15 protein-coding genes are annotated in these 21,067 nt (G+C 48.4%); 2 read left to right on the top strand and 13 right to left on the bottom strand.

Features of this window, described 5'->3' with window-relative positions; all coding sequences use genetic code 11:
* The first annotated feature begins 34 nt into the window (after positions 1 to 34).
* A complete protein-coding gene (locus AC58QD_RS25025) occupies positions 35 to 1,183 on the top strand; it encodes an MBOAT family O-acyltransferase (protein WP_497337747.1) in 1,149 nt (382 codons plus the stop codon).
* Positions 1,184 to 1,295: 112 nt separating this feature from the next.
* Here AC58QD_RS25025 and AC58QD_RS25020 read toward each other — a convergent pair whose 3' ends face one another.
* The 10 genes from AC58QD_RS25020 to ftsE form a co-directional block, all read right to left on the bottom strand.
* Positions 1,296 to 3,080, bottom strand: coding sequence for an NHL repeat-containing protein (locus AC58QD_RS25020; protein ID WP_497337774.1), 1,785 nt, complete (start codon positions 3,078 to 3,080; stop codon positions 1,296 to 1,298).
* 182 nt (positions 3,081 to 3,262) lie between these two features.
* Entirely contained in the window at positions 3,263 to 3,472 is a 210-nt protein-coding gene (locus tag AC58QD_RS25015) for a hypothetical protein (RefSeq protein ID WP_497337746.1), read from the bottom strand.
* A 223-nt stretch (positions 3,473 to 3,695) separates the two neighbouring features.
* The gene (locus tag AC58QD_RS25010) at positions 3,696 to 4,169 is read right to left on the bottom strand and encodes a GNAT family N-acetyltransferase (RefSeq protein WP_497337744.1); all 474 of its coding nucleotides are present in this window, start codon (positions 4,167 to 4,169) and stop codon (positions 3,696 to 3,698) included.
* A 94-nt stretch (positions 4,170 to 4,263) separates the two neighbouring features.
* Entirely contained in the window at positions 4,264 to 7,194 is a 2,931-nt protein-coding gene (gene uvrA / locus AC58QD_RS25005) for an excinuclease ABC subunit UvrA (protein ID WP_497337742.1), read from the bottom strand.
* Positions 7,195 to 7,212: 18 nt separating this feature from the next.
* A complete protein-coding gene (uvrB, locus tag AC58QD_RS25000) occupies positions 7,213 to 9,225 on the bottom strand; it encodes an excinuclease ABC subunit UvrB (RefSeq protein WP_497337741.1) in 2,013 nt (670 codons plus the stop codon).
* 164 nt (positions 9,226 to 9,389) lie between these two features.
* Positions 9,390 to 10,679, bottom strand: a complete 1,290-nt coding sequence (locus AC58QD_RS24995; protein ID WP_497337739.1) for a PDZ domain-containing protein — start codon at positions 10,677 to 10,679, stop codon at positions 9,390 to 9,392.
* Positions 10,680 to 10,832: 153 nt separating this feature from the next.
* Complete coding sequence (locus AC58QD_RS24990; RefSeq protein WP_497337738.1) at positions 10,833 to 12,281, bottom strand: S41 family peptidase; 1,449 nt, start codon at positions 12,279 to 12,281, stop codon at positions 10,833 to 10,835.
* Positions 12,282 to 12,404: 123 nt separating this feature from the next.
* Entirely contained in the window at positions 12,405 to 13,613 is a 1,209-nt protein-coding gene (locus AC58QD_RS24985) for a murein hydrolase activator EnvC family protein (protein WP_497337737.1), read from the bottom strand.
* Positions 13,614 to 13,644: 31 nt separating this feature from the next.
* Positions 13,645 to 14,562, bottom strand: a complete 918-nt coding sequence (gene ftsX / locus AC58QD_RS24980; RefSeq protein ID WP_497337736.1) for a permease-like cell division protein FtsX — start codon at positions 14,560 to 14,562, stop codon at positions 13,645 to 13,647.
* The gene (gene ftsE, locus AC58QD_RS24975; protein ID WP_497337735.1) at positions 14,552 to 15,238 is read right to left on the bottom strand and encodes a cell division ATP-binding protein FtsE; all 687 of its coding nucleotides are present in this window, start codon (positions 15,236 to 15,238) and stop codon (positions 14,552 to 14,554) included. Before ftsE ends, ftsX begins: the two co-directional genes overlap by 11 nt.
* A gap of 239 nt (positions 15,239 to 15,477) precedes the next feature.
* Between ftsE and AC58QD_RS24970 the strand changes: the two genes are divergently transcribed.
* Positions 15,478 to 17,157, top strand: coding sequence for a VanW family protein (locus tag AC58QD_RS24970; RefSeq protein WP_497337734.1), 1,680 nt, complete (start codon positions 15,478 to 15,480; stop codon positions 17,155 to 17,157).
* Positions 17,158 to 17,272: 115 nt separating this feature from the next.
* Here AC58QD_RS24970 and argH read toward each other — a convergent pair whose 3' ends face one another.
* The 3 genes from argH to argF form a co-directional block, all read right to left on the bottom strand.
* Entirely contained in the window at positions 17,273 to 18,688 is a 1,416-nt protein-coding gene (gene argH / locus AC58QD_RS24965; protein ID WP_497337733.1) for an argininosuccinate lyase, read from the bottom strand.
* A gap of 115 nt (positions 18,689 to 18,803) precedes the next feature.
* A complete protein-coding gene (locus AC58QD_RS24960) occupies positions 18,804 to 20,045 on the bottom strand; it encodes an argininosuccinate synthase (RefSeq protein WP_497337732.1) in 1,242 nt (413 codons plus the stop codon).
* A gap of 63 nt (positions 20,046 to 20,108) precedes the next feature.
* Positions 20,109 to 21,062, bottom strand: a complete 954-nt coding sequence (gene argF, locus AC58QD_RS24955) for an ornithine carbamoyltransferase (protein ID WP_497337730.1) — start codon at positions 21,060 to 21,062, stop codon at positions 20,109 to 20,111.
* Positions 21,063 to 21,067: the final 5 nt, after the last annotated feature.

Genomic DNA, 21,067 nt, shown 5'->3' with positions numbered 1-21,067 from the left:
CAGCTTTGCTTTTTCATGGAGAAGGAGCTTTTGCATGTCCTATTTGTTAAATATGTACGCCTTGGTCGCTCTGTTCGGCATGATCGCCGTCTTGATGCTGACCCGCTTCTGGAAACCGAATAAACGGGTGCTCGTACTGGCCTTCAATCTGTGCTTCTTGCTAGTTTTTAGCCAGAAGCTGTTCTATTTCTCCATCGCCTACACATTACTTAACTATGGAGCTTATGTATTCCTGTGTAATGTGCGATCTTGGCGCAGGTTCTGGTTCCTCTCACTTATAGCGCTCAATATTGGTGCGGTTGTAGCTGTCCGGCTACTGTGGATGGGTGTATTCGAGCATGCTTATTTTGACGTTATCTATACCTTCGGCCTTATTTATACCGTGTTAAAAGTAATAGATTCGTTCTATTTCGCCTACTATGTTGGACGGGATGGACGCGCCCCTATCCTCGATTACGTCAACTATCTGTTATTCATCCCTACGTTTACTTCCGGGCCTATTCTCAAATTCCGGGATTTTATTGCGGATTCCAAGAAGCCTTATACCGTTGGAGCGGCTGACTTTGAGGCTGGGGTCAAACGGATCATCCTCGGGTTGTTCAAAAAAGTTGTTCTTGTTGCAAGCATGACCGTTGTGTTCAAATCTGTGCTTGAGCAAGATCTCGACCCGATGCGAAGCTTGTTCTTGATGGTTTGGTTTTATGCGTTGATCTACTTCGATTTCTCCGGATATTCCGATATCGCTATCGGGTTCGGACGGTTAATGGGCTATACCATTCCTGAAAACTTCAAGCAACCTTTCCTCTCTCCTACCTTGACGCAATACTGGAGAAATTGGCATGCCACGTTGGGGGATTGGTTCCGCGACCATATCTTCATGATCTTCTCGCGGCAGCTGTCCTCCCGATGGGCGGCAGCAGGTGTCTCTCTGCTCATTATGGTTCTGATCGGGCTATGGCACGGATTCAGCTGGTTGTATTTGCTGTGGGGGGTGTACCACGGGTTGTGGATTGGGTTGGAAAATATCCTGCATCAATCACTCGTTCAACGGCGCAAAGTATCTGCCGCCTATTTCTACTTCCGCTGCGCGATAACCCAAATCATCGTATTGATGGCGATTGTGGTGTACAGCGGCAATTCCGATACGGTGCTGCGTATTTATAAAGGGTTGCTCGGTCTATGATTGTATGCCTTTGTAAGGAACGGTCGGAAGAACTGGGGCTTAACAAGTAAGGAAGCGGACATCCTGCATCCCGCTTCCTTGCTTCACTACTATTCCCTTAGTCTCTGAAGAGTTACCCTTCCAGCTTGTAAAGCACCGATTCCACTGCAAAATAAATCCCATCCGGATGCTCTGTAGCCGCCTTTACAGGGCCAGGCAGTTGGACCTCACGCTTCACTATCCCGCTTGACGCTTCCAGCAATAATAACCGCTTACCGCTGAAAGCCCCGACTTCCCCTTGTGATGTAGCTACAAGCCAACTGCATGGCTGCTCTACGGGGATCGTGCGCTGCTCCTCGAATGCCATCAGCTCCGGATTGAACACGCGGATCTCGTTGCCGACGCCTACGAATACTTTGCCTCCAACGGCCAATATTGCATTGCCGGTTCGCATTCCTGCTTCCAGCTGAACGGTATGGACAAGTCCCTTCTCAGGATGCCACACTCCGAAGTGACAGGCTACTTCTTGATATGGCAAGCCGCTGGCTCCTCCATTAGTCGTGAAATATATGAATTGCTGATCTGCCGCGACTCCTGCAACTTGCTGACCTTCGACCTGATCCTTCCAGACATTTACCTCGAGAGTATCGGGTTGGATACGAGACAATGCTCCGCCATATGTGCCATATTTAGCTGACCAACCCGTCCACAGCCCGCCATCTGGGCCAATGACTGTCCGACCCTCTGGCCTCACATAATCCGGACTTACAGACCGAAGGGCTCTCGGATTCACATTGTTCACTTGATCCCAGGGCAGAGCTGGATCATACACAATATGATCGCCGCCAACGTAGGCAGACATGAATAATTTCCCTTCCACAAATCGCATTCCATATACTTCTCCGCCAGAATCGCTTACAGAGGAAGAATTCCAATAGGAACCGTCAGCAGGATTAAATCGGAATATAGTTTGACCGAACCCGCATGCTCCCCATATGTTCCCTTCTGCATCCGCCATAATCGTATGAATACGTGTTGCTGGCGCAGGTACTGGAATTCGCTTCAATTCTGGGACCTCGTCCAGGTTATCAATGATTACATAATCCTGTCCTCTTATTCCTGCCCAACGGCCGCCAGATAGAGGGATCGCCCGTATCTTTTTCCCATTCGGGAATGTAATCTGTTTGCCTGTCAATTTCTCTGCAAGTTCATCTGAATGAGCCAATCTCTCAAACGTAAGCGGATCGTAGAATTCCAGTTCATCCCCTTTGAAAGTACAGATGAAGTTCTCATTAACCTCTTTTACCACAAATCCAGGAGTACCAAAGTCACGGAATGTCCCGCTCTCGATATGAAATGCCTTTAAGAAGGGTTGATCATAACCACCAGCAAATAAAATATAGCCAGGGAGCTTGCCATTTACCGGACGGCTGTATTGATTGTTCGGATTGTCAGATACTCGGCCCAAGTTAACCAATGTATGCTGAATTGGATCATAGCAGATCAAGGAACATCCCGGCCAGGTTCCTCCATATATTTTCCCATCTGAACCTAGTGTCATATCCCAAAAATACTTCTCTCCCTCTGCCTTGAGAGATTCCGTCCATTCCCTTGTTCTTAGATCCAGACAGTGCAAGTATGCATGGTTAGGACAAGTCCCCACAACTAACTTCTCGTCATACCAATTGACTAATCCCCACGCGCCATCGTCCCCGGGTAATCCAAGTGATTCCCCTTCTCCCGTCAAGGTGTCTATGAAGATTAGATTGCCCGTCTGTCCTGCAGCAAAGTTAGAGAGGACCAGCTTCTCCCTTCCATCCCGCGGGTCTTTAATTACGGCTGATGCTAATACGTTGAAATTCCGGCAAGGTGTTCCTGCTTCTTTATACTGTTGGCTTTGCGCTTCAAATACCGTCATTGATCTCTACCTCCGCCTATTATCATACATGTATAATACCTATGCTTGAAGTATACCTACTGTATGTTTCCTGTCAATAGAAAGCGGTGTCATTTTTTCAGCCTAGAAAACAAAAAAACCTACCGTATAGCACAGAAGTGCGTCTACCAGTAGGCTTGTTTGATTTACTTGTAAAATGATTCTTAACTTAACCAGTATTTCACCATAAGAACATCCATCACTAAGAACGTAATCAAACTTACCGCAGCGAAGCCAATGGCAAATTTATTTTTGATCGGTGCCGCCAACAGGCGCAACAACGCGATAGCAAGAACAATCGTAAACAAAATGACAAAAATATCAAATGTCTGGAAACGGCTTGCTGTCTGAGCAGCTTCTTCAGCTAAGAACATAGCCAGGGACCCCCTTATAGTTATTACACAGTGTACTCATCTTCATCTATGTTATCCTGCATCGTCAACGGTTGCAAGTCCTTTCTCTATTGTTAACAAGTTTGTCACCATTTGAACCGTCTTTCATTAAGTATAAGATGTCCTTCCCTTCCAATATTTATAACAGCAGCCCTGCGGAAATTCAATGTCTCTTCCTCACACCAGTGACAGGGTTACACTTCTTCTATAACCTGCGCGTCATAATTAGGAATAAGGTTCCGTTACTTTCAAAAGAAGCGATCTCCTTAAATCCTGCCTTCTTGTACAGAGCTTTGGCTCGCGCGTTGAAATCAGCTACAGTCAAGCGTACCTGGTGTGGGGGATGAGGATTGTCTCTTAGCCAACTTAGCCCAACTTCAAGAAATATAGGGCCTCTTCCCATTCCAGTCCATTCCGGCTTCATGCCAAGTCCAATATCTATTAGATCTTCACCCGTATAGTGACCTTGCCTAACTCCGCTTGGTACTTGAGCGCTAGATCCGAAGCAGAAAAACCCTATAAGCCCATCCTGCTCATTCCTAACAGAATAATACGAATTCTCCATAAGTTCTCTTAATCCTTCTTCGGATTCATTTGAATTATAGAAGGCATATATACCCGGATACTTCCACTTGTAGATTTCCAATGCCTCTTCCTGTAGAAGCTTTTGTATATACATGATTTCCTCCTTTATATGAGAGATATAGCAAAGGAGCCTTGCGGCTCCTTGAATTCTAACACAAACTGGACTCGACGAACGCAAGCTAGCTAATTTACACTACTGCATTCTCTTTTTGTTTGCTGTCCTTCTTGCTAGCGGCAGCCTTTGCTTCTGTCGAATCAGTCCCCTGAGCTTGCACGGTACGTGCAGTATCGCGCTCCAGGATCGGCTTCAAGTATTTGCCTGTGTATGACTCCGGCACCTTGACGACGTCTTCTGGTGCTCCAGCGGCGACGATCAAGCCGCCCCTATTCCCACCCTCAGGTCCAAGATCGACAATATAATCTGCTGTCTTTATAACATCTAGATTATGCTCAATAACTAGCACAGACTCTCCGCTATCTACAAGGCGATGTAAGACGATTAGCAATCGGTCAATATCATCGATATGCAATCCTGTCGTAGGCTCATCCAGGATGTATAAAGTCTTCCCGGTACTGCGTCGATACAATTCTGCAGCCAGCTTCACACGTTGAGCTTCACCGCCTGATAGTGTAGTTGCCGGTTGACCTAGCTTCATATACCCCAAGCCCACATCCAACAGTGTCTGCAGCTTGCGATGAATACGCGGTATGTTCTTGAAGAACTCGCAGCCATCTTCTATGGTTAATTCAAGCACGCCAGCAATTGTATTCCCTTTATACTTTACTTCCAGTGTCTCACGATTGTATCGTTTGCCTTTGCAAATCTCACAAGGCACATATACATCGGGCAGGAAGTGCATCTCAATCTTAATGATCCCATCACCGCGGCATGCTTCACAGCGTCCGCCTTTTACGTTAAAGCTGAACCGGCCCTTCTTATAACCGCGGACCTTGGCCTCTGTAGTATTCGCGAATACATCCCGAATATCATCGAACAATCCGGTATAAGTAGCAGGATTCGAGCGTGGTGTACGTCCAATCGGGGATTGATCGATATCGATCACTTTCTCGACATGTTCGATACCCTTAAGCTCTTTGTATTCTCCTGGTCTCACCTTTGCTTTGTTGAGATCACGGGCGAGTGTTTTGTATAGAATCTCGTTAATGAGCGTACTCTTGCCGGAACCCGATACCCCTGTTACACAAGTGAACACCCCAAGCGGGAATTTGGCGTTCACGCCGCGCAAGTTGTTCTCCTTAGCTCCGCGAATCTCCAACCACTTCCCGTTCGGCTTGCGGCGAGGCAATGGAACCGGGATGAACTTCTTACCTGACAAATATTGTCCAGTTAAGGAATTCGGATCATTCATGATCTCCTTCGGAGTTCCGGCGGCCACCACTTGTCCTCCGTGAATGCCTGCACCAGGACCAATATCTATGATGTAATCTGCTGCCATCATCGTATCTTCGTCATGCTCTACGACGATGAGCGTATTCCCTAGATCTCTCATATGCTCTAATGTCTGTATGAGCCTGTCGTTATCACGCTGATGAAGACCAATACTCGGTTCATCCAGAATATAGAGCACGCCCATTAAGCTAGATCCGATCTGCGTGGCCAGACGAATACGCTGCGCCTCGCCGCCAGATAAAGTCCCTGCAGCACGACTGAGTGTCAAGTAGTCAAGTCCAACATTGACGAGAAAGCCGAGACGTGCATTGATTTCTTTCAATACAAGGTGAGCAATCGTCTGTTCCTTCGGCGTTAGTGTCAATGAATCAAAAAATTCAGATGCCTCTCCGATCGACAGCTGCGTTACATAAGCAATATTCTTAACGTTGATAGTCACAGCTAAGCTCTCAGGCTTGAGTCTTTGCCCTTTGCAGCTCTGGCAAGGCTTGGCGCTCATATATTGCTCGATATAATCACGGATCCCGTCAGAGCCGGTCTCTCGGTAACGACGCTCCAGATTGCGGACAATACCCTCAAAGGGCACCATCGCTTCCTTCGTATGGCCAAAATCATTCTCATAACGGAATCGCACTTTCTCTCCGCCTGTTCCATACAACAGCTTCTTCATTTGCTCGGCTGTTAACGAAGAGATGGGTACGTCACGTGGAATTGCGTAGTGCTGGCAAACGGATGCCAAGAATTGCGGGTAATAGTTCGATGTGCTGCCTGCCCATGCTTCAAATGCCCCGTCATCAATCGTCAACTCTGCGTTAGGGACAAGTAAGTCGGGGTCTACAATCATCTTAACACCAAGTCCATCACAATCTGGACATGCTCCATACGGGCTGTTGAAAGAAAACATTCGCGGCGCAAGCTCTTCAATACTGAACCCGCACTCTGGGCAAGCGAGCTTTTGACTGAATAGCAGCTCCTCCTGCTCCATCACATCGACAAGAACTCGTCCTTCAGACAGCTTAAGGGCCGTCTCCAGAGAATCAGCCAAGCGGCTGTGCACATCATCTTTCACGATGATCCGATCGACGACAACCTCAATGGAATGTTTCTTGTTCTTATCAAGCTCAATCTTCTCCGAGAGATCACGGATCTCTCCATTAACTCTTACGCGAACGAAGCCCTGCTTCTGAATGTCCGCAAGTAATTTCGTGTGCTCCCCCTTACGACCGGAAATAAGAGGGGCTAAGATCTGCAGCTTCGTTCTCTCCGGGTACTCCATAATGCGGTCAACCATTTGCTCTACTGTCTGTGAAGTAATCTCGATCCCATGAGTCGGGCAATGCGGTCTGCCTATACGGGCAAACAGCAACCGAAGATAATCATAGATCTCCGTAACGGTACCCACTGTAGATCGCGGATTACGGCTTGTTGTCTTCTGATCAATCGATATTGCCGGTGACAAGCCCTCAATAGAATCGACGTCCGGCTTATCCATCTGACCTAGAAACTGCCTGGCATAAGCGGACAGAGACTCTACGTATCGGCGCTGGCCTTCCGCATAGATCGTATCAAAAGCAAGCGAAGATTTGCCTGATCCGCTAAGTCCGGTCAAAACAACAAATTTATCCCGCGGAATAGCGATATCAATATTTTTTAAATTATGAGCACGGGCTCCTTTGATCACGATTTGATCGTGTCCCACAGCTATCATCCTTTCAATATCCAACAATTACGCCTGCAGCGCCTTGAGCTCCATCACGGCGTCTCTTAGCTCAGCCGCTCGCTCGAACTGCAGGTTCTTGGCCGCTTCCTTCATTTCCTGCTCAAGTCGCTCGATGAGTGAAGCCCGATCCTTCTTGGACATCTTCTCTTCCTTGAAGCTGCCTAAGTAATCCGCCTTCTGTTCAGCCACCTTGGTCGCTTCTATCACATCGCGAACCTTCTTCTGAATCGTCTGCGGAGTAATCCCATGCTTCTCATTATAAGCTTCTTGAATCGCACGTCGGCGGTTGGTCTCCCGAATCGCCTTATCCATTGAATCCGTAATCTTGTCCCCATACATAATAACATGGCCGCTTGAATTCCGAGCTGCGCGACCCGTTGTCTGAATTAAGGATCGCTCTGAGCGAAGGAAGCCTTCCTTGTCAGCATCCAATATGGCGACTAACGATACCTCTGGAAGGTCCAAGCCTTCCCGGAGCAAGTTAATTCCAATTAGAACATGGTAAACACCCAGTCTGAGATCTCTCAGAAGCTGCATCCGTTCAAGTGTCTTAATGTCCGAATGCAAGTAACGAACCTTAATGCCGAGCTCCTTGAGGTAATCGGTCAGATCCTCTGACATCTTCTTAGTGAGTGTTGTTACCAACACCCGCTCATCCTTACTGATGCGGTCATTAATCTCGCCAATCAAATCATCAATCTGGCCCTTGGTCGGACGCACTTCAATATGCGGATCGACCAGGCCAGTCGGCCGAATAATTTGCTCCACCATAGTCGGGCAATGCTCGAGCTCATAAGGCCCTGGTGTTGCCGAAATGTATACAGCTTGACTGATCTTTTTCTCGAATTCTTCAAAGCGCAATGGACGGTTATCCAATGCGGAAGGCAGCCGGAAGCCATGCTCAACTAGCACTTCCTTACGTGCGCGGTCTCCATTATACATACCCCGAATCTGCGGCAATGTAACGTGGGACTCATCTACCATAATGAGCATATCGTCTGGGAAATAGTCCATCAATGTATATGGAGTAGCCCCGCGTTCCCGGAACGTGAGCGGTCCTGAATAGTTCTCAATACCGGAGCAGAAGCCCATTTCCTGCATCATCTCTATATCATAGCGTGTACGCTGTTCCAATCGCTGCGCTTCCAGCAGCTTCCCGTTCTCCTTCAGCTCGGCAAGCCGCTCCTCCAGCTCACGCTCAATGTCGACAAGAGCGAGCTTCATCCGATCTTCATGGGTTACGAAGTGAGACGCCGGGAAGATCGCCACATGATCTCGCTCTCCCAGAATCTCGCCGGTAAGCACATTAATCTCCGTGATGCGCTCAATCTCATCCCCGAACAATTCAACCCGGATTGCTTGCTCACCGCGCGAAGCTGGGAAAATCTCAATGACGTCCCCGCGAACGCGAAACGTCCCGCGAACAAAATTCAAATCATTACGCTGATACTGAATATCGACCAGCATGTGAAGAATTTGATTGCGGGGTCGTTCCATACCCACACGAAGAGACAGGACCAGATCCCTGTATTCCTGCGGTGATCCCAAGCCGTATATGCAAGATACGCTTGCTACTATGATTACGTCTCTGCGTTCAAATAACGAACTTGTTGCCGAGTGCCGAAGCTTATCTATCTCATCATTGATGCTGGAATCTTTCTCGATGTAAGTGTCTGAGGAGGCTATATAAGCTTCAGGCTGGTAGTAGTCGTAGTAGCTGACGAAGTAAGATACGGCATTGTTGGGGAAAAACTCTTGAAACTCACTGCATAGCTGAGCAGCAAGCGTCTTATTATGGGCGATAATTAATGTCGGTCGGTTCAGCTTGGCTATTACCTGGGCAGCTGTAAACGTCTTACCCGTACCTGTTGCTCCGAGTAAAGTCTGTTCCCTCTTGCCCTCAAGTATGCCCTTAACGAGCAGATCAATAGCTTGGGGCTGGTCACCTTTTGGTTCATATTCTGAAATCAGTTCAAACAACTGGGGATTGACGACAATCTCCTTGTTATCATTGTTCACCCTGGCGTCAACTCTTTCATCTATTGGATTTGGACATTTACGAATGTTTGTTCCCATCCATTATACACTCATTAAACCTATCTTGCAAATCGAAGCGTAAGCAAAAACAACAAGAAGAGAGACACTCCCGTCTCCCTTCCCTCAACACCTAACCAACACTTAATCTAAATCGTCTCTCCCGAATGCGTTCGAGCTCTAGAGCCTTTCCAGGACCTCTTCCACAGCCCAATCAAGCTGCTCTCTTCCGTGGAAACATAATAACGAACGCTATCGTCCGGACACAGCACTACGCCCAACAAATGATGATCTCCAGTGAACAAAGCTCGACCAACGAATTTACTTTGTCCTTCCAGGTTAAGAACCTCCAATTTGCAATACGCAGGGTTTAAGCTCAATGCCTGATGCAGCTCAATGCGTGTATTCACAGGAGCTCCGTTAACCTTGAGAATAACCTCGCCTGCTTCAAGACCCATCTCGACACCTGGCCCGTTCGGCAATACTGCCAGGATTGTTAACCCTTTATCCCCATGAACATAACGCGGCATTTCTTTGCGTTCTGCTTGATTACCTAACCAAATGATCGCTTCATGCAAACCTATCACCAAGAAGGAAGCAAGTGCAATCAAAGGGGAAAGCCATTCTGTAAGTGCTGCAAGTCCAATCACAAGAATCGAATAAATTAGCAGCCGCTTGGCACTCTCCGCTACTTTGGTCTGCGGTAACCGTGAGAGTGTCGATTCTGCATAGCCGAGAATGACGGGAAAGGCCGCTATCGTCCAACCCGCTGCCCACAAGTCCCCCCCGAAGTAAGGTGTCCAAGGTAACGGCGCAGAAGCTCCGCCAGCTAATGGGACTAACAAGAACAAAGGCGCTGGCCAGAATTGCTGAATGCGATAGCTGCCCACCATTCTCCCTCGTTTATTCTCCACGAATAGAGGCATTGCCATTCTAGTGCCTTGCCACTTGACTAATCCGGCCTCCATAAGATGGAGAATACCCACAAGGGCAATGAGTGCTGGAATCGGTAATTCCTGAAGAGAATGTAGGATGCCGCTAAACGCACCCCCTTCATCAGCACCGAAGAACAAGGTTGCAATGACATGAAGTACACCCAGCATGCCTACTGCATAGGCCATACAGAGAAATCGGATCCGGAATAGAGCTAGAACCACTGAAACGCCCCATATCCACCACACCGCTTCTTGTGTTAAGGTCGCCCCAACGAAAGCCATTGCAACCGAACCCAAGAACCCAGCTGCAATCCCACCAAGAACCGTGCGCCAGGTCGTGTCAATCAACGAATGCAACCGGGTTGAGAACAGCTTCCGTTCTAGCTGGATCTGTTTGTGATATTGAAAAATAACAAAGAGAATACCGATGTAATAAAACGGCTGAATCAATCCTTGTACAAACGCATGAAACAGCCGATCGAGAATAGTGAACGTCAAATCCATAGGAGTATCCCCTTCTACACATGCATATTACAACAAAAAAAAGGAAGTCGATCAGAACACTCTGACCTCTTCCCTATTTTCGACGCAAATGGTTGATTATCCTGCCCTCACTTGCAATTTTCCAACTGTTCCCTTGAGTTAAAGCCGACTTCTCTACTTCTTAGTAACACCTTGCAAGTATTCAACCGCTGATTTCAACTGTAAGTCGTTCTTCGGACTGCGAATTTCTTTGGAGACTGTTTCTTCCAGCTTGATCGCGGTCTTCTCATCGACTTCTCCTGTAACAGGCAGGCTGCTCGCACGCTGAAAAGCTTTTACTGCCGTTGCTGTCTTGTCATTGAAATACCCGTCTGTACGCCCTGGCGCCTGACCAATACCTTCGAGTATGATCTGCAGGTTCTTGACCTCATCACCTGTCATATCCTGTTTCAATACTGTTTTCTTGCTAAATGGAGCTGCCTTGAAGAAAGCGGGCTGCTCTACAGCTATATCAGGCGCAATTCCTGTCTTGTGAATCCAAGTGCCGTTTGGAGTTAACCATTTCATAATCGTCATCTTGATGTTACTTCCGTCACCAAGCTCTTTCTCGAACGTAATCTGTACCGTGCCTTTACCGTACGTCTTATCCCCTACAAGCTTCGCTCCTGCCATTTCTTGAAGAGCTCCTGCCATAATCTCGGAAGCACTGGCGCTGCCGTTATTAATTAGAACCGCCACCGGATACTTCTTACCCGTCCCCTTTGAAACCGTGGATTGCTTCTGTCCATCGCGATCCTCAACTTGCACAATAGTTTTGCCGGCAGGGATGAACGGCTCTGACATCTCGATTACAGCCGGAAACAATCCGCCGGGATTATTCCGAACATCGATAATTAGACCCTTCATACCTTGGTCTTCCAGCTTCTTGAGCGCTTCTTTGAATTTTTGCGCAGTATGCTGCACATATTCGCGGATCTCAATCTTGCCGACTTGACCTTCCAGCATCTCGAAGTAAATGGTCTCCACCGGGATATCATCCCGCACCACGATCACTTCAATAGCATCCATGCCTGAGCGCATAATTTGCAGCTTGGCTTGGGAGCCTTTAGGACCGCGAATCTTACTCACCGCTTCTGTTAGTTTCAAGCCATCAAGCTTCTCGCCGTTCACAGAAAGAATGATATCGTTCGCTAGAATACCTGCTTTCTCGGCCGGTGATCCTTTAATGGGTGAAACAATCTTAACTCGGCCATCCTCTAGCGACACTTCCGCGCCAATTCCTTGAAAGGTGGAGTTGATCACATCATGGAACTGCTCCGCTTCCTTCTGATCCATATAAGTCGTATAAGGATCGTCTAGCGATGCCAGCATGCCGTTGACCGCTCCATCAATCAATTTGGACTTGTCCACTTCCGTTACGAAATTTTGTTGAATCAAATCATAAGTGGTAGACAGCTTCTTCAACTCAGCGGCTGTAAACCCTGAGTTCACAACTGGAGATCCCTTAGCTTTGTCTGCTAAGCCAGAAGGACTTACAATGGTCAGCGTCAAAATGCTGCTAGCGAACATCCCCAGCAACAAAAACGCTATAAATACAACTAGATTGCGGCCTCTCAAAAACATTCTCGGTTCACACCGCCCTTCATACCCGCTTCAATTAGATGGACTTTCCTATTGTATGACAGGCATGTACCAATTATGAGTCAGGCCGTAATATATATGAATATCGCAACATTATGGGATGAATTACTTGCCAACATAAGGAAGCGGATTAGTCGGTACATTGTTCTTACGCACTTCAAAATGCAGATGATTGCCTGTCGAACGGCCTGTTGAGCCAACCTCTGCTATCTTCTGGCCCCGTTTCACTTGGTCGCCCTCATTCACGAGCAACCCTCCGTTACGTATATGACCATACCATGTCTGAATACTGCCGTGATCTATAACTACTGTATTCCCGTAACCATTCACATACCCAGAAATAATAACGGTGCCTGCCTCGGCTGCATAAATAATCGTCCCGGCAGGGGCAGGAATATCAATACCTGTATGATTGGCATCGGATTTGTTAATAGGGTCGACCCGGTACCCGAAACCGGATGAAAGGGTAGTTCTTCCCGGCAATGGCCAATTCAGGATGCCGCCGGTGAAAGCTGTTACGGATGATGATGCAGCGGCTGCGGCTGCTTTAGCCCTGTTCGCTTCTTGTTGCTTGATTAATGCAGATTTCTGCTCGTACAAGCGATCCGACTCTTGCCGTTGCGCATCCGTTATACCTTTAAGCTGCTTCTCTGTGTTGCTCAAGCTCGCAATGACAACTTCTTTTTCCTTTTCTTTTGCTACTAATGTACCTTTAAGCAGTTCGGCTTGTGTCGTGAGAGCTTGCACTTGGGCAAGCTGTGTCTCCACTTCCGCCTTTTTCACCGTAACCGCCTGACGATCTTTTTTGTTAGCCGCTAATATTTCTTTATCTTGATTTACTATCGATTTCAGCGCTTGGTAACGATCCAGAAAATCCCCAAAGCTGGTCGAATCCATCAGCACCTCGAGATAGGAGACGAAACCGTTCGTATACATTAACCGAATTCTTGACTTCAGCATATTGTCCCTGGAAGAAACCCGCTCTTCTGCCTGCACGAGTTGTTTGTTCGTTTCCATCAGTTCACCGGTAACTTGTTCAGTCTGAGCGTTGAAAGCTTTCAACTGATCGTTCTGGTCCTCAATCTGCTTCCAAAGCGCTTCAATACTCTTGGTCTCTTGAAGCTTTTGCTGAGCCACGTCCTTCGACTGCTTTTCCGCTTCTTGCTGCTTCTTGCTAGCTTCTGCCGCTTTTTTGTTAATCGAATTCAATTGCTCTGTTATTTCTTTATCAGTCAGGGCGAACCCTGTACTCGGAACTGTAACCAACAGGGTCATTCCCATTACTAGAATTAGCGACAATTTTCTCGTTCTCAAAATCAATCGATTCCTCCTTGTTTCTTATCAACTACACACGCAGAAATTTACGAACGGACAATAACGTTCCCCAGACTCCGATAATAACGCCGATCCCAAGAAGCAAGCCCGTTACGGACCAAAACAAATCTTCAATTGGAATAAGCTTAATTAACATTAACCCGAGCTCTAGCTTTGTGTAATTGTAGAGCTCCATATAACCGTAGAGCAGGATGACGACCGGGATTAGGGAACCAAACAAACCGAGCAATCCACCCTCAATAAAGAAAGGCCAGCGAATAAACCCGTTAGTTGCGCCAACCAGCTTCATGATGCCGATTTCTTTGCGCCTTGCAACTATAGTGATCTTGATGGTGTTAGAGATGAGGAACATCGCCGTAAACGCCAGTAAGGCTACAAAAACGAGGCCTACATTTCGCACAATCTCTGTTATTTTGAAAAGCGTCTCAACCGTTCCTTTACCGTAACTAACCTTATAAATCGGCTGAGGATCCTTGCCTCTGTTAATCGCCCCAATCTGCTCTGCTACTGTGCTAACAACATGAGGGTCTGTAACCTCTACAGTAAAAGAGTCATTCAGGGGATTATTCTCGCCGTCGAAGCCGTCTAACAAATCACGCCCGTCTTCCCCCAGCTTCTCTCTCAGAATCTTGATGCCGTCCTCCTTGGACACGTACGTAATGACACCAACTTCAGGAATAGCTGCAATTTGGGTACGGACTGCATTGACCTGATCCCCTGGTGTATTGACTTCCAGATAGACTCGGATCTCAACCTGACTCTCTATCTGAGTAGCCAAATAGTTCACATTCATGGCTAGAATAAGGAACACACCTAATATAAATAAAGAGATCGAGATCGCTCCAATAGAAGCAAAGGTCATCCAACCGTTACGGACAACATTGCGAACACCCTCTCGGAGATGACGGACGAAGGTTCTAATCTTCATAGCCGTATTCCCCTCTCACCTCGTCACGCGCGATTAACCCGTGCTCGACAGCCAATACCCTTTTGCGCATGCTGTTGACGATTTCTCGGTTGTGGGTTGCCATGACGATCGTTGCTCCGCGAAAGTTGATTTCCTCAAGGATCTTCATAATCTCCCAAGAGGTGTCCGGATCGAGATTACCGGTAGGTTCATCTGCTATAATGACCGACGGATTGTTGACAATGGCTCGCGCAATCGCGATACGCTGCTGTTCCCCCCCGGATAATTGATTCGGATAAGAGGCCATTTTCCCACGCAATCGAACGAGCTCCAGCACATCTAGGGTGCGTTTCTTAATTAATTTCTTAGGAGCTTCGACAACTTCCATAGCAAAAGCGACATTTTCGTACACGGTCATCTTGGGAAGCAGCTTGAAATCTTGAAATATAACCCCAATATTACGTCTTACATAGGGAATCTTTCTTTGTTTCAACCGTTCCAAGTTAAACCCATTTACGAAAATATGGCCTTTGGTCGGCCGTTCTTCGCGATATATTAACTTCATAAACGTAGATTTACCGGCACCGGAAGGACCGACTACATATACGAATTCATTCGCATCTATCTTTACACTGACTCCTCGAAGGGCGTGAGTCCCGTCAGCATATGTCTTCCAAACATCCTGCATTTCAATCATTGCATCACATCCTGTGAATAGTTAGCCCTTATGAGTTCGACATAAATGACTCAAATCCTCTAAGTTTTGGTTAATTTCAACACAATGTTGCAAGATGTTTCAAGAAATTCATACTTTTTCAGGGAATAAAGGGGAATTTGTGTGGAACTAGATGGACGAACTCGCGCATACATATGGGAATAGCAGAGGGTACAGGCAGTCGGAATTTACTCGGATTCGGGGGCAGGGAGTCGATTGTTATGATGGGGTCAGTCCTGAAATGGAACAAAGTTTTACTATTTGCCATTATCGTTTGGGGAGTCGTTTGGGCAGCCCTGGCGATTTATACGAAGCAAGGCACCTTCCCCCATGGATTTCTATGGGGCGAGTTGAAGATAGCTGGTATGCGTGAAGCAGACTTCCGCAAGGAGCTGGAGCTCCGCGTAGAGGCTCTGCTTCAGAGCCGCATCCGCTTCGAGCTGCCGGAGGGGATCGAGACCAGCTCAACGACTACGGCTCGGAGCGGGGTTGCGGGATCGGCGGGTTCGGCGGGTTCGGCGGGTTCGGCGGGTTCGGCGGGAGAGACGGGAGCAGCGGCGGGTTCGGCGACGGGTTCGGCGGCGGCAGCGGGTAGGTCCACGTTCAGCCTAGCCGAGCTAGGCGTAAGTGTGGACACCGCGCAGCTGGACGCGGCCGCGAGGCGGCTGTTCCGCGGCTCCATGCTTAAGCGGGCTCAGGCCCGCATAAGCATGCGCGGCATGCACGCGCCGCTTGCGCTGCGCGTCAGCAGCACGGCCCCGCTGCGCGCAATCGGCGCGCTGTGGCCGCAGCTGCTGCAAGCGCGCCCGCAAGAGGCGCGCCGCGTGATTACAGCCGACGACAAGGTCGGCTACATCCCGGGCAAGTCAGCGGTCCAAGTGGACGCTGACGCGCTCATCACCGAGCTCGGCTCGGTGGCAGAGCGGCTGTTCCGCGCCCTCACAGCCGCGCCGCAGCCGACTGGGCTGCACAGCTCGACTGCCGCTTTTCTCAAGCTTGCACCAGAATCCAAGCAACTGTCCGAACCAACCATCATTGTTCTACCCATTCAAACGATTGCACCTACCATAACTGTAGATACCTTGAAAACAGAGGGCATCGACCGCAAAATCGCTGAATTCTCCACTTTTTTCCCCACAAGTGGTGAGGGCCGCAAACACAATATTCGCTCAACCGCCCAGATCGTTCATGACAAGATTCTTAAACCGGACGAAGAATTCGATTACAGCGAGATCATCCGCCAGACTCAGAAACAATTCGGCTTCAAAGAAGCGCCTGTCATTCTGAACGGAAAGCTTGTCCCTGGCATCGGGGGAGGCATCTGCCAAGTCTCGACAACGCTATATAATGCAGTTCTCCGCGCCGGACTGCAAATTACAGAAAGACGCAACCACTCGCTCCCTGTCAGCTACGTTCCACTAGGCCAAGATGCTACGTTTGCGGATGGTTGGATCAACTTCCGCTTCCGCAACAATACCGGCAGCCACCTGTTAATTAGAACCGATATCACGGAAACGGGTATCACCGTTAAGCTTTTCGGGCGTATGTCCGAATCGCTTTCCTATGAAATCGTCTCCAATACAGTCCAAACGATAGCTCCACCAGTTAAAGTCGTGGTGAATCCCACTTTAAGCAACGGCCAACAAGAGCTTCTTCAGGAAGGAAAGGTCGGTTATGTTGTTGAAACCTATCGCATCCGCAAACAGAACGGCAAAGAAGTCGCGAGGGAACTAGTATCCAAAGACACTTATCAGCCTCAACCCACCCTTGTTGCTCGCAACAAGCCAGATACACCTCCGGCGAATCCCAAAACAGAGCAGCCGAAAGAGAAACGCAACATGCTCGAAGATGGTATCAGCGGGCCGACTTTTCGCTCTTTGCCGGGCTTTTTATCACAATAGGTTTGTAGGCGTAGTAAAACTTTAACCAAGTAAAATAGACAGCCCCAAGACGCAATACAAAACGTCATTAGGGCTGTCCTTATTAATCGCACCGGTTCCAATGAACCGACCAACTTTACTTAATCTTCTCCAAATACTCATCTACCCAAGCCTGCGTCTTTTGCAGCTCTAACTCCGCACGGCTAATAGCCTCCGCTACTTGATTAGATGCCGTCCCGCCGTACACATTACGCGCGTTTACGACTTGCTCTGGTTGAAGCACTTTATAGATGGCGTCATCGAACAGCGGGGAGAACTGTTTGAATTCCTCTAGAGTCAAATCCAGCAAATACTTTTTGTTCTGGATACAATACAGCACTGTTTTCCCGATGACTTCATGAGCTTGGCGGAACGGCAGTCCTTTGTTCACCAAGAAATCAGCGATATCGGTCGCGTTGGAGAAGTCCTGGTTAACCGCTTGCCGCATTCGCTCCTTGTTCACCTTCATCGTGGCAATCATTGGTGCGAACAGCTGCAAAGCTCCTTGCAACGTACGAACCGTATCGAACATGCCTTCTTTGTCTTCCTGCATATCTTTGTTATAGGCAAGCGGCAACGACTTCAACACCGTCAGCATGCCCACGAGATTCCCATACACCCGTCCCGTCTTACCGCGCACCAGCTCTGCTACATCCGGATTTTTCTTCTGCGGCATGATGCTGCTTCCTGTACAGAACGCATCATCTAGCTCCACGAACTGAAACTCCGTACTCGACCACAATACCAGCTCTTCGCAAAATCGCGACAAATGCATCATAATCATGGAAGCATTCGACAAGAATTCGACGATAAAATCACGATCACTTACCGCATCCAGACTATTCTCATATACGCGCTCGAACCCAAGCTGCTTCGCTACAAAGTGACGGTCAATCGGGAATGTTGTTCCTGCCAACGCCCCCGCTCCCAGCGGCAGTATGTTGATGCGCTTGTAGCTATCCTGCAGCCGCTCGGCATCACGCCCGAGCATGGAGACATAAGCCATCAGATGATGAGCAAATAGAATCGGCTGTGCCCGTTGTAGATGCGTATAGCCCGGAACAATGGTCTCGAGGTTGGCTTTGGCTTGTGTAAGCAGCGCTTCCTGCAGCTTGGTCAACAATCCCACGAACTCAACAACACGTTTGCCCAAGTACAGATGCATGTCCGTAGCCACCTGATCATTACGGCTTCTTCCCGTATGCAGCTTGCCGCCCACAGGTCCCACATCGTCAATCAGAGCCTTCTCGATGTTCATATGAATATCTTCATCGCTTATGGAGAATTCCATCTCCTTGCGGCGAATTTTGTTCATCACCCGGTGCAATCCATCTTTGATCTTCTCCACATCATCCAGAGGCAGGATCCCTTGCTTCCCTAACATGGTTACATGCGCCAGACTTCCTTGAATATCTTCTTCCGCTAGCTCCTTGTCGAACATAATGGAAGCTGTATATTCTTCCACTAATTGATCGGTTTTTTTGGTGAACCGCCCACCCCACAGCTTGGACACAATTCTCCACTCCTTCGTTCTGCTAACTTTCTTCTCTATCCCTTACCTTATCTCGAAAACAGGCCGCTATGCGCGGCCCATCCCAATGTTTGCGACTATTGTTACTCTCTGACGGCTATTCCTTCTTCGCGCTCTGTTCTACACCGGAAGCTACTTTCAACCGCAATGCATTCAGACGAATAAAGCCTGTTGCATCGTTCTGATTGTAGGCTTGAGTAGGGTCGGCTTCCATCGTTGCAATATGAGGGTTGTATAAGCTCACTGGGCTTTGTACGCCCGCGCCCATTACGTTCCCTTTATACAGCTTCAAGCGAACGGTTCCCGTAACGTTCTTCTGGCTCTCTGCTACCAGCGCCTGAATGGCCAAACGCTCTGGTGCGAACCAGAAACCGTTATATACAAGCGATGCATATCGTGGAATCAATCCGTCACGCAAGTGCATAACTTCACGGTCCATCGTCAGCGATTCCATCTTGCGATGCGCCGTGAACAGAATGGTCCCGCCTGGTGTTTCATAGACTCCGCGGCTCTTCATCCCAACGAAACGATTCTCGACCATATCAACACGGCCAATCCCATGCTTGCCGCCAATTTCGTTCAGTGTCTCCATAATTTGCAGCGGAATCATCCGTTGACCGTTAATAGCAACGCAAATGCCCTTCTCAAACTCCAACTCGATATATTCAGCTTGATCAGGCGCATCCTGCGGATCCACACTCAAGACGTACATGTCACGGTTAGAATCCGCCGCTGCATCGAACCATGGATCCTCAAGCATGCCGCTCTCGAAACTGATGTGAAGCAGGTTGCGGTCTGTCGAATAAGGCTTGGCCGCACTAGCTGTTACATTGATGCCGTGCTTCTCTGCATAAGCTATCATTTCTGCGCGTCCCGGGAACTGCTCACGGAACACCTCATCACGCCAAGGCGCGATAACGGAGATCTCAGGAGCGAGGGCCGCTGCTGTAAGCTCGAAACGAACCTGATCGTTTCCTTTACCGGTTGCGCCATGTGCAATGTAAGTCGCTCCTTCAGCGCGAGCAATCTCAACCATACGCTTAGCAATAAGTGGGCGAGCGATACTCGTGCCGAGCAAATATTGCCCCTCATACAAGGCCGCTGCCGAGAACATAGGGTTGATGAAGTCACGGGCGAACTCCTCGCGGAGGTCGTCGATGTAAACTTTGGACGCCCCTGTGCGGAGAGCTTTCTCTTCTAACCCGTCCAGCTCATCTCCTTGACCAATATCAGCCGTGAAAGCAATAATTTCCGCGTCATAAGTCTCCTTCAACCAAGTGAGGATGACGGAAGTGTCCAGCCCGCCGGAATACGCGAGTACGATTTTTTCCTTAGCCATGTTCGTTTCCCCTTTACCATGAATCTATGTTTGAATGCTTTAGTTGTACGATACTGTGATAATTTACATAATAGCGGCCATTATCGCCTTTTGGGCGTGCAGACGGTTTTCTGCTTGATCAATAATGATGGAATTCTCGCCATCGATTACACCTTCACTTACTTCTTCGCCGCGATGTGCTGGCAAGCAGTGCATGAATAAGTAGTCCTTTTTAGCATACTTCGCTAGAGCTTCGTTCACTTGAAAGTCGCGGAAAGCAACTACCCGCTTCTCCTGCTCTTCCTCAAAGCCCATGCTTGCCCATACGTCCGTGTAGACCACATCAGCATCAGCAATCGCTTCCTTGGGATCGTGAGTTACGAATACGGACCCTCCTGCTGCTGCAGCATTCTCTTTGGAGATCGTGTACACTTCTTCGTCGGGCTCATAGCCCTTAGGAGACGCTACCGCTACGTGCAAGCCAAGCTTGGCGCCGCCCATCATTAAGGAGTGTACCATATTATTTCCGTCGCCGATATAGGCGATTTTGAGCCCTTGCAGGCGTCCTTTTTTCTCCAAAATCGTCTGATAGTCTGCCAGCGCCTGACAAGGATGAGTCAAATCCGTTAGTCCATTAATGACCGGCACGGTTGCGCCTCGGGCAAGCTCAATCACGTTGCGGTGAGCAAAAGTGCGGATCATAATTCCATCCAAATATCTCGACATCACCTGAGCCGTATCCCATACAGATTCGCCTCGTCCAAGCTGCAGGTCGTTTTTGCTTAAGAAGAGGGCATGACCTCCAAGCTGGTACATTCCTACTTCGAATGAAACACGGGTACGCGTCGAGGATTTCTCGAAAATCATCCCCAGCGTCTTTCCTTTAAGCGGTTGAATGATCTCACCGGCCTTATGTCTCTTCTTCATATCGATGGCCAAATCAATCAAATAACGAATTTCTTCAGCTGTATAATCAACCAAGGCAAGAAAGTCTCTCCCTTTCAAGCTGGTGGCCAGTTCATTCAATGTTGCAGTCATCGCAA

This window comes from Paenibacillus sp. J2R1T-4 (assembly GCF_059692235.1).
Note: the sequence above shows the minus strand (reverse complement) of the source record. Positions and strands in the feature narration are given on the sequence as shown.